This window comes from Actinoplanes palleronii (assembly GCF_016862315.1).
GTDB lineage: Bacteria > Actinomycetota > Actinomycetes > Mycobacteriales > Micromonosporaceae > Actinoplanes > Actinoplanes palleronii.
Genome location: NZ_BOMS01000203.1, coordinates 1 through 10134, shown reverse-complemented (window position 1 = coordinate 10134; position 10134 = coordinate 1). Strand labels below are relative to the sequence as shown.

The window sequence follows — 10134 nt, the reverse complement described above, 5'->3', positions numbered from 1 at the left end:
TTGCGGGTCCCGCTCGCTCGCCCGTCTCCCTGGCGGCTCGGTAAACATTACTCGCCGGCCCCCGCAACGCCAAATCAGGAGCGGGCGACCGCCGTCACACCATCCCAACGGGCTAAAACCCTCAGGCCAGAGCCCTGCGCGGCCCCCTGGACACCCCAATTCGGGGCAGAACAGAGGGACCGCGCAAACGGGACCGGATCAGGCCTCGAACTCCACGCCGGCGAACGTGCGCTTGCCGCGCCGCAGCACCAGGAACCGGCCGTGCAACAGCGCTGACGCGGGGACGATCGCCTCGCCGTCGGTGATCCGCTCGTTGTTCAGGTACGCGCCGCCCTCGTTGATCGTGCGACGGCCCTCGTTCGCGCTGGCGACCAGACCCGACTCCTTCAGCAGGGTGCCGACGGCCGGGAGCTCACCTCGTACCGAAAGAAGGCCGGTCTCGCTCAGAGCGGCCCGCAGCGTGTCGGCGGACAGTTCCTCCAGCGAACCTCGTCCGAAAAGGGCCTGGCTGGCCGCGATGGCCTGCCGGGCCTCCTCCTCGCTGTGCACCAGGGCGGTGAGCTCCTCGGCGAGCGCACGCTGCGCGAGCCGGGCCTGCGGCCGCTCAGCGGTCGCCTTCTCCAGCTCCTCCAGCTCCTCGCGGGTCTTGGAGCTGAAGTAGCGCAGGTACTTGCCGACGTCGCGGTCGTCGCTGTTGATCCAGAACTGGTAGAAGGAGTACGGGCTGGTCATCGCGGCGTCGAGCCAGACAGCACCGCCCTCGGTCTTGCCGAACTTGGTGCCGTCGGCCTTGAGCACCAGCGGGGTGACGAACGCCTGCACCGGGCCGGCGCCACGACGGCGGACGAAGTCGACGCCGGCGGTGATGTTGCCCCACTGGTCGGAGCCGCCGAACTGCAGCTGGCAGCCGTTGCGCACGTGCAGCTGGTAGAAGTCGTTGGACTGGAGCAGCTGGTAGCTGAACTCGGTGAAGCTGATCCCGCTCTCCAGCCGGTTGCGCACCACGTCGCGGGCCAGCATCTTGTTGACCGGGAAGTGCTTGCCGACGTCCCGGAGGAAGTCGATGACCGAGGTCGGACCGGTCCAGTCCAGGTTGTTGACCAGGGTGGCGGCGTTCTCACCGGTGTAGGTGACGAACGGGGAAAGCTGCTCGCGGATCCGCTGCACCCAGCTCTGGACCACCTCGGGCGAGTTCAGGGTGCGCTCGGCGGACTCGCGCGGGTCACCGATCTGCCCGGTCGCGCCGCCGACCAGCAGCAGCGGGCGGTGGCCGGCCTGCTGCAGCCGCCGGGCCGTGATGACCTGCATGAGGTGACCGACGTGCAGCGAGGCGGCGGTCGGGTCGAAACCGACATAGAACGTGATCGAGCCACCGTCCAACGCTTTGCGCAGCTCATCGGCATCGGTCGAGTCCTGGATCAGTCCACGCCACATCAGGTCGTCTACGAGAGTCACGCAGCGATTCTCCCGCACTGCCCGCTGCGGGACACACCGGGTTTCGGGGATGCTGGGCGGATGGGTCACCTGGGTAGCGCGAAGCCGCCGATCGAGATCGGCAAGAAGAAGGCCGAGGAACGGCTGAAGGACGCGCAGGAGCGGCTGCTGCGCCTGCGGCTGCTGCTGGGCGGTCAGATCGGCGAGCAGAAGATCGGGCCGCCGCTCTGCGTGGTGTTCGAGGGGTGGGACGCGTCCGGCAAGGGCGGGGCGATCAAGCGCCTGGTCGCGCCGCTGGACCCGCGGCACGTCCGGGTCGCGCAGTTCGCCGCGCCGACCTACGACGAGAAGCGCCACCACTTCCTGCAGCGGTTCTGGAACGTGCTGCCCGGCCAGGGCGGGATGGCCGTGCTGGACCGGTCCTGGTACGGCCGGGTGCTCGTCGAGCGGGTCGAGGGGTTCGCCACCGGCGAGCAGTGGAAGCGGGCGTACGACGAGATCACCGAGTTCGAGCGCACGCTGGCCGCCGAGGGCATGATCCTGATCAAGTTCTGGATGCACGTCTCCCCCGGCGAGCAGCTGCGCCGGTTCAAGGACCGGGCCGGCGATCCGCTGCGGACCTGGAAGCTGACCGACGAGGACTGGCGCAACCGGGAGAAGCGCGACGACTACGAGACGGCGATCGAGGAGATGCTGACCCGTACCGATCAGCCGCGGGCCCGGTGGCACGTCATCCCCGGCGACGACAAGGGCTACGCCCGGCTCGCGGTGGTCGAGCAGGTCTGCCAGGTGGTGGAGAAGCGGCTCGCCAAGCTCGGAGTATTGTCCTGATTAGTAACTTTTGACCGTTATGGTGAGCGGATGAGTAGGTTCCCTTTGCGCTCCGCCGCCCTGCTGGCGGGTCTCGCCGGAATCGTGTGCGGTGTCGCCGGACCCGCCGCCGCGACCGAACCGGTCCCCGCCACGACGCCCGCCGCGCCGGTCGTGGTGGCGTCCCCGCCGATCAAGCCGGCGCCCCCGGTCAAGGCGGCTCCCCCGATCAAGGCAGCACCCCCGATCAAGCTGGCGGCCAAACGGGCGATCGCCGTGGTCGTCGTCCGCACCGGTGGCCTGCGCGGCGGTCAGTCCGTCTTCACCCAGGTCGGCTCGGTCAACCGGCAGCAGGCCGCGGTGCTCCGGCTGGCCGGCAGCCCGGCGTTCCAGGCGCTCCGGCCGAAATACGTTCCGGCCACACCGGGCGCCGACCGGTACACCTACCGGATCGAGGCCGGATACCGCGACCACAGCAAGAAGCGGGTGCTCGTCGTCGACGGCGCGCCCGGCACGCCTCAGGTCGTGCTGGACGTCATCCGGCTGATGACCAACATGGACACGCCGGACCTGGCGGACCTGTCCGGCCTGCCGGTCCGCTTCCCGCCCGGCTTCCCGTTCAACTAGTCACCTCGTTTAGGGAAAGGACCTCCGCCGCGGCGGAGGTCCTTTCTGCTATCCCATCAGCTTGCGGGCCGCCGCCGCGTCCGGCGCCGCGACCGCCAGGTCCGCGAGACGACGACATTCCGCGTACGAATACCGCCCCAGCGCCGCCCGCACCCCCGGCAGCGCCCGCGGCGACATCGACAGACTGCTCACCCCGAGCCCGGCCAGCACCGGTGCGAGCAGCGGATCGGCCGCCGCCTCCCCGCACACCCCGACCGGTTTGCCGGTGTCCCGCCCGGCCGCACCGCAGATCGCGATCAGTTGCAGCAGCGCCGGTTGCCACGGGTCGAGCAGCTCGGCGAGGTCCCCGCACATCCGGTCGGCGGCGAACGTGTACTGACTCAGGTCGTTCGTCCCGATGCTCAGGAAGTCGACAGCGCGCAGCAGGTCGGCGGCCCGCAGCGCGGCGGCCGGCACCTCGATCATCACGCCCGCCTTCGGCAGCCCGGCCTCGTGCACGGCCGCCGCGAACGCGGTCGCCTCGGTCAGGGTGGACACCATCGGCGCCATCACCCAGACGTCCGCGCCGCAGTCGTCGGCGGCTGCCGCGATCGCGGCGAGCTGGGTGGTCAGCACGTCCGGACGCTGCCGGGCCACCCGCAGGCCGCGGATCCCGAGCGCCGGGTTGGGCTCACCCTCCTGCTTCAGGAACGGCAGCGGTTTGTCGGCGCCGGCGTCCAGCGTACGAATCACCACCCGCCGGCCGGCCATCGCCCGGAAGACGTCCCGGTACGCGCCGATCTGCTCGTCCCGGGTCGGCTCCGAGGTGCGGTCGAGGAAGAGCAGCTCGGTGCGGAACAGCCCGATCCCCTCGGCGTGCGCCTGGTCGGCGGCCGGCACGTTCTTCACCGAACCGACGTTGGCCAGGAGTTTCACCGCGTGCCCGTCGGCGGTCCGGCCCGGTTCGGCGTTGTCGTCGATCGCGGCCTCGGCGAGAGCACCCGCGGCCGCCACGCTCGCCGCGGAGACTCCCACCTCGACCCGCCCGGTCGACCCGTCCACCAGCACCAGGGTGTGCTCGGTCACCCCCAGCACCCCCGGGCACGCGACCACCGCGGGCAGCCCGAGCGCCCGGGCCAGGATCGCGGTGTGGCTGGTCGGCCCGCCGATCTCGGTGACCAGCGCGAGCACCTGCTCCGGGTCGAGGTCGGCGGTGTCCGCGGGGGCCAGGTCCCGGGCTGCCAGCACGTACGGAAAACCGGGTTGTGGCACACCGGGCATCGGCAACCCGAGCAGTACCGCGACCGCCCGGTCCCGCAGGTCGTCCAGGTCCGCGACGCGTTCCGCGAGGTAGCCGCCGGCCTCGGCGAACATCTCCCGGAACGCGCCGAACGCGGCGTCGACCGCGTGCGGCGCGTCGGCGCCGCCCTCGACGTGCTCCCGCACCGCGTCGCGCAACTCCTCGTCGTCGGCCATCAGCGCCTCGGCCCGCAGCACCTCGGCCACGGTCTCGTCGGCCGCCCGGTCCGCGCGCCGGGACAGGTCGGCGACCACCTCGGCGAGCGCGGCGACCGCCCGCTGCACCTCCGCCTCGACGTCATCGACCGGGACCGGGGCGGGCAGCGCCGGCGCCGCGGCGATCCGCAACAGCGGTCCGCCGGTGACGCCGGCGCACACCCCGATCCCGGTGAGGGTGGCCACCTCAGACACCGTCGGCGTCCAGGTCGCGGGCGAGCAGTGCGGCCAGGTCGTCCAGGGCCTGGTCGGCGCCGTCACCGTCGGCTTCGAGGGTCACCTCGGTGCCCTTCTTGGCGCCGAGGGCGAGCACCGAGAGCATGCTCTTCGCCGGGACCGGCTTCTTCTCACCGACCCGGATGGTCACCTTTACCGGGGCCTTCGCCGCCGCCTCGACGAATATCTTGGCGGGACGGGCATGCAGCCCGCTGGCGGAGCCGACGGCGACGGTACGCGTGGGCATAACGGTCCTCTCCAGAAACGATCAGGGCTCGATGGTGACCTTGATGGCCTCGCCGCGCTCGACGATGCCGAACGCCTCGATCGCCTGCTCCAGCGGCAGCCGGTGGGTGATCAGGTCGGCGACCGGCACCGCGCCGGTGGCGACCAGCTCGAGCGCCTGCTTGTTGTGCGCCGGGCTGGACCCGTTCGCGCCGATGATCATGAGTTCCCGGTAGTGCACCAGGTTCGAGTCGCAGGTGATCGTCGGCTTGTCCTTGGGCAGCCCGCCGAAGAAGCTGATCCGGCCCTGCCGCGCGGCCATCTGGATCGCCTGTTCCTGCGCCTTGCCGGAGGCCGCGGCCGTGATGATCACGTCGGCGCCACGGCCGTCGGTCAGCTTCAGCACCTCCTCGATCGGGTCGACCTCGGCGGCGCAGATCGCGGCGTCCGGCTTGACCAGGTTCGCGGCCATGTCCAGGCGCTGCCGGCTGAGCTCGACCAGGAACACCCGGGCGGCGCCGCGGGACCGGGCCAGCCGGACGTGCAGGCAGCCGATCGGACCGGAACCGATCACCACGACGTCGTCGCCCTCGCCGACCCGGGCCAGGTTCTGCGCGTTGAGCGCGCAGGCCAGCGGTTCGGCCACCGACGCCTCAGCGAACGAGACGCCGTCCGGGATCCGGTTCAGGCCGTCGACCTTCAGGACCTCCTTCGGTACGACCATGAACTGCGCGAAGCCGCCCTCGAAGTGGTAGCCCATCGACACCTGGTTGGGGCAGATGGTCATCCGGCCCCGGGTGCACTCGGCACACTCGCCACAGGGGATGGCCGCGATCACCTGGACCCGGTCACCCGCCGTCCAGCCCTCGACGCCGTCACCGACCGCGACGATCTCACCGGCGATCTCGTGGCCCATCACCCGCGGCGGGTGGATGTGGTGGTGCCCGAACTTGGAGATCTTCACGTCGGTGCCGCAGGTGGAGCAGCTCCGGACCCGGATCTTGACTTCACCGGCGCCGGCCTCGGGCTCCGGCGCGTCCTCGAAACGGACGTCGCCGGGAGCGTGGAATCGTACGACCTTCATGAGTTGCTGTCCTCTTCCTTCAGTGCCCCGAGCAGCCGGATCACGGTGCCGGGTTCGGTGGCCTCGCGCAGTTCGCGGGCCTGGTCCTCGTCGAGCAGGACCTCGGCGAGTGCGGCGAGCAGCTCGACGTGCCCGTCGCCCCGGGCGGCGATGCCGACGCACACGGTCACCGTCTCGCCGTCCCAGTCCACACCGTCCGGGAAGCGCAGCACCGACAGCGCGTCCCGGTTCACCAAGTCCTTGCCGCCGAGGGTGCCGTGCGGGATGGCGACACCCTCACCGACGTACGTGGAGATCGACTGCTCCCGGGCGAGCATCGTGGTGACGTACCCGGGCTCGACCGCGCCGATCTCCACCAGCGCCTCGCCGGTGCGGCGGATCGCGTCGTCACGATCCACCGCCTTCTCCGCGAGCTTGATCGCCCGCACGTCCAGCAACTCAGACATCGAGGTCGGTGCCCTGCTGGATGGCCTTGACCACCCGGGTGACCGCCGGGTCGCCAAGGAAGATCTGGAAGGCCACGATCGGCTTGCCGGGTACGACCGAGCGGGCCCGGGCGGCCAGGCCCTTGTGACAGACCACCAAGTCGGCGTCGGCCGGGATGGAGTTCACCGGGGTGTGCTCCACGGTCACACCGGTCTTGCCGAGCTGCTTGCGCAGGGTGCTGGCGAGCATCACGCTGCTGCCCATGCCTGCGTCACAGGCGACGACGAGCTTGTGAATGTCCTTGCCGTTGATGGTGGCCATGGCCGGACCTCCGTTCGGGTTAGGCGGTTTCCTTGGATTCCTTGACGGGGTTCTCGCTCGGTGCGGGTTCCACGGAGGCGGCGACGCGCTGGTCCGCGGTCGGGTGCTGGGTGCCGGCCGTCTCGGCGTCCAGGATCGCCTCCTCGGCGACCGTCTCGTCGATCTCCTGATCGGACTTGAGTTTCCCGAAGCCGAGCAGGAGCGACGCGACCCCGAACGTGACCGCCGCGGAGATGATCACGCCGAGGATCATCCCGACGTAGCCGCTCTTCGCGGTGACCGCGAAGTAGGCGAAGATGCTGCCCGGTGCCGGGGTGGCGACCGTGCCGGTCCCGGTGATCATGAAGGTGGCCACGCCGGACATACCGCCGGCGATCATCGCGAGGATCAGGCGCGGCTTCATCAGCACGTACGGGAAGTAGATCTCGTGGATGCCGCCGAGGAAGTGAATGATCATCGCGGCCGGTGCGCTGGGGCGCAGCGACTTCGGACCGAAGAACAGGTACGCGGTGAGCAGGCCGAGGCCCGGGCCGGGGTTCGACTCGATCATGAACAGGATCGACTTGCCGGTCTCCTGCACCTGCTGCACGCCCAGCGGGCCGAACACCCCGTGGTTGATCGCGTTGTTCAGGAAGAGCACCTTGGCCGGCTCGACCAGGATCGAGGCGAGCGGCATCAGGCTGTGGTCGAGCAGCCAGTCGACGGCGTTGCCGGCCGCCTTGGTCAGGCCGTCCACGACCGGGCCGATGGCGAGCTTGCCGAGGATCGCGAACAGGCCACCGATGATGCCGGCCGAGAAGTTGTCCACCAGCATCTCGAAGCCCGGCTTGATCCGGCCGTCGACAGCGTTGTCGAAGAGCTTCAGGACGTAGGCGGTGAGCGGGGCGATGATCATCGCGCCGAGGAACATCGGGACGTCCGCGCCGACGATGACGCCGAAGGTGGCGATCGCACCGACCACCGCGCCGCGCTGCCCGTGCACGATCCGGCCGCCGGTGTACCCGATCAGGATCGGCAGCAGGTACTTGATCATCGGGTCGACGAGCTGGGCCAGGTTCTCGTTCGGTATCCAGCCGACCGGGATGAACATCGCGGTGATCAGGCCCCAGGCGATGAGCGCGCCGATGTTGGGCATCACCATGCCGGCGAGGTGTCCGCCGAGTTTCTGCACCCGTGCCCGGAATCCGATTCCGGTGACCTCGGGGGTGTACGAAGAGGCCATGAAGGATCTCCATTCATAAACTGGGGTCGTGCCGGTCCCCCGCAGAAAAAGTTAGTTTTGTACCGCTAAAGAGCCAGATTTCGGATTCGCTGCGGGTAGCGGTGGGCCGCGACCTCACGGCCGCCACTGGTTCCGCTTCAATCCGATTTCGTACGAAGTGACAGATCAAACCGTGGAGCGGGTGACGCTGACCCGCCTCGCTCAGTCGCGACCGAGCAGGCGGGACGGATCGGGATGGTGATCGATGCGAATCGTCGTACGGTCGAGATCTTCTGGTCGTGGCATCCGGCTGCCCGGCAGCGACACCGCGGCCGCGCCCCACGCCAGTCCCTCGATGAGCGCGGCCTCGCCGCACGCGCCGGCCGCGAGGAACCCGGCGAGCAGCGCGTCCCCGGCGCCGACCGTGCTACGCGGCACGCTCACCGGCGACGTGCCGGTCAGCACGCCGGACTCCTCGACCAGCACCGCGCCGTCCGCGCCGAGGCTGGCCAGCACGGTCCCGGCGCCGGCCGCGCGCAGCCGGGCGCAGGCGTCCAGCACGTCGCCGAGCGTGGTCAACTCGGCGCCGGCCGCCTCGGCCAGCTCCTCCCGGTTCGGCTTGACCAGCGCCGCGCCGGCCCGCACCCCGGCGAGCAGCGCCGGGCCGCTGGAGTCGACGGCCAGCCGGGCGCCGGCCGCGACCAGCCGCTCGCAGAGCTCGGCGAAGGCCGGCACCGACGGGCCGGGCGGCAGGCTGCCGCAGATGACCACCCAGTCGCAGCCCCGGGCGGCGGACAGCACCGCGTCGCTGACCTGAGCGAACTCGGCCATCGACAGCACCGGGCCGGCCTCGTTGATTTTGGTGACCGTGCCGTCCGGCTCGGCCAGAGTGATGTTGGAACGGGTCCGCCCGGTGATCGGGACGGCCACCATGTCGACACCCTCCCCCTTGAGGAGGTCGACGAGCTGTTCGCCCTCGGCGCCGCCGGCCGGCACCACCGCGGTGGACCGGACCCCGTTGGCGAGCAGCGCGCGGGAGACGTTGACGCCCTTGCCGCCCGGATCGATGTGCGAGTCGCCGGCCCGCAGCACCTCGCCGCGGATCAGCACATCGACCTCGAGGGCCCGGTCGACGCTGGGGTTGAGGGTGACGGTGAGGATCATGCCGTCGATGGCGCTGGGTGTACTGGGTGTGCTCATGCCTTCACCAGCCGGACTCCGGTGGCCTCGACCTCGGCCGCCAGCTCGTGGTCGAGGCCGCTGTCGGTGATCAGCAGGTCCAGCTCGGCGAGACCGCCGAACCGGGCCAGATAATCGTTGCCGATCTTGGTGTGGTCGGCGAGCAGCACCACCCGGCGGGCCGCGGCGATCATCGCCCGCTTGACCGCCGCCTCGGCCGGGTCAGGGGTGGTCATGCCGCGCTCGACCGAGACGCCGTTGGTGCCCATGAACGCGACGTCGACATACATCTCGGACAGTGGCCGCAGCGCCCAGTCGTCCACCGTGGCCAGGGTCTTGCCGCGGACCCGGCCGCCGAGCAGCAGCACTGTCAGGTTCGGCTTGAGCCCCAGCGTGGCGGCCAGCACCGGCGAGTTCACCACGACGGTGAGCTCCCGGTCGGCGGGCAGCAGCTCGGACAGGCGGGCGGTGGTCGTCCCGGCATCCAGGATGATCGCGCCGTCCTCCGGAACCTCGGCCAGTGCGGCCTTGGCGATCCGCTCCTTCTCACTGATCAGCACCGCGTCGCGGGCCGCCAGCGCCGGCTCGAAACCGAGCCGCTCGACCGGGATGGCCCCGCCGTGCACCCGGCGCAGCACCCCGGCCCGCTCCAGCACGGTCAGGTCGCGGCGGATCGTCTCGGCCGTGACCGTGAAGCTGTCCGCCAGCGCCACCACGTCGACCCGGCCCTCGGCCCGTGCCCGCCGCACGATCTCCTGCTGCCGTTCCTCCGCGTACATCTGCTCACCGCCCTGGCGTTGATTTGGCTTTGTCTTTGTTTACGCCCGGTTCTGCCCGAGCGCAATATGTCAAAGAGATTTCGATCTCCTTACAGGCAAAATTGTTGCCGCCAAACGTGGCGGATCCCGATATATCGCCCGCACCAGGCGTAAGCCCCAAGAAGATCATCAATGCCCGCTTGTGTGGTTTTTCGCGCGCCAAGGCGCGGCGGGCGGGCGAGGCGAGGCGGGCGAGGCGGGCGAGGCGCACGCGATGCCCGCGGGTCAAACGGCCGCAGCGCGCCTCACGCTCCTGGCTGGTTCTCAGGGGTGTGTCCGAGCTTGCGAGGCACCCCTGA

Annotated in this window: 12 protein-coding genes; 2 read left to right on the top strand and 10 right to left on the bottom strand. The window is 70.3% G+C overall.

Annotation, left to right across the window (positions count from 1 at the left end):
* Window positions 1-198 precede the first annotated feature (198 nt).
* On the bottom strand, window positions 199-1455 hold the full coding sequence (gene tyrS, locus Apa02nite_RS50500) for a tyrosine--tRNA ligase (RefSeq protein WP_203831538.1): 1257 nt from the start codon (window positions 1453-1455) through the stop codon (window positions 199-201).
* Between the two features lie 60 nt (window positions 1456-1515).
* On the opposite strand from tyrS, the gene Apa02nite_RS50495 reads away from it, so the two are divergent.
* Both Apa02nite_RS50495 and Apa02nite_RS50490 read left to right on the top strand, forming a co-directional pair.
* Complete coding sequence (locus Apa02nite_RS50495; protein WP_203831537.1) at window positions 1516-2265, top strand: polyphosphate kinase 2 family protein; 750 nt, start codon at window positions 1516-1518, stop codon at window positions 2263-2265.
* Between the two features lie 30 nt (window positions 2266-2295).
* Complete coding sequence (locus tag Apa02nite_RS50490; RefSeq protein ID WP_203831536.1) at window positions 2296-2871, top strand: hypothetical protein; 576 nt, start codon at window positions 2296-2298, stop codon at window positions 2869-2871.
* A 48-nt stretch (window positions 2872-2919) separates the two neighbouring features.
* On the opposite strand, the gene ptsP is transcribed toward Apa02nite_RS50490, so the two are convergent.
* The 9 genes from ptsP to Apa02nite_RS50445 all read right to left on the bottom strand — a co-directional run.
* Window positions 2920-4551, bottom strand: a complete 1632-nt coding sequence (ptsP, locus tag Apa02nite_RS50485; protein ID WP_203831535.1) for a phosphoenolpyruvate--protein phosphotransferase — start codon at window positions 4549-4551, stop codon at window positions 2920-2922.
* Between the two features lies 1 nt (window position 4552).
* A complete protein-coding gene (locus Apa02nite_RS50480) occupies window positions 4553-4828 on the bottom strand; it encodes an HPr family phosphocarrier protein (protein WP_203831534.1) in 276 nt (91 codons plus the stop codon).
* 21 nt (window positions 4829-4849) lie between these two features.
* Window positions 4850-5890 (bottom strand): zinc-dependent dehydrogenase, encoded by a 1041-nt coding sequence (locus Apa02nite_RS50475; RefSeq protein WP_203831533.1) that lies wholly within the window; start codon window positions 5888-5890, stop codon window positions 4850-4852.
* Window positions 5887-6336: a PTS mannitol transporter subunit IIA gene (locus tag Apa02nite_RS50470; protein WP_067686020.1), complete on the bottom strand. Its 450-nt coding sequence runs from the start codon at window positions 6334-6336 to the stop codon at window positions 5887-5889. Before Apa02nite_RS50470 ends, Apa02nite_RS50475 begins: the two co-directional genes overlap by 4 nt.
* Window positions 6329-6637 carry a PTS sugar transporter subunit IIBC family protein gene (locus Apa02nite_RS50465; RefSeq protein ID WP_067686022.1) on the bottom strand — a complete coding sequence of 103 codons (309 nt, stop codon included), beginning with the start codon at window positions 6635-6637 and terminating at the stop codon, window positions 6329-6331. Before Apa02nite_RS50465 ends, Apa02nite_RS50470 begins: the two co-directional genes overlap by 8 nt.
* A 19-nt stretch (window positions 6638-6656) precedes the next feature.
* Window positions 6657-7859, bottom strand: a complete 1203-nt coding sequence (mtlA, locus tag Apa02nite_RS50460; protein ID WP_067686024.1) for a mannitol-specific PTS transporter subunit IIC — start codon at window positions 7857-7859, stop codon at window positions 6657-6659.
* 201 nt (window positions 7860-8060) lie between these two features.
* Entirely contained in the window at window positions 8061-9002 is a 942-nt protein-coding gene (gene pfkB / locus Apa02nite_RS50455) for a 1-phosphofructokinase (protein WP_203831539.1), read from the bottom strand.
* 32 nt (window positions 9003-9034) lie between these two features.
* On the bottom strand, window positions 9035-9796 hold the full coding sequence (locus Apa02nite_RS50450; protein ID WP_203831532.1) for a DeoR/GlpR family DNA-binding transcription regulator: 762 nt from the start codon (window positions 9794-9796) through the stop codon (window positions 9035-9037).
* 4 nt (window positions 9797-9800) lie between these two features.
* The coding region (locus Apa02nite_RS50445; RefSeq protein ID WP_203831531.1) for a hypothetical protein at window positions 9801-10134 on the bottom strand (334 nt) is incomplete at its 5' end.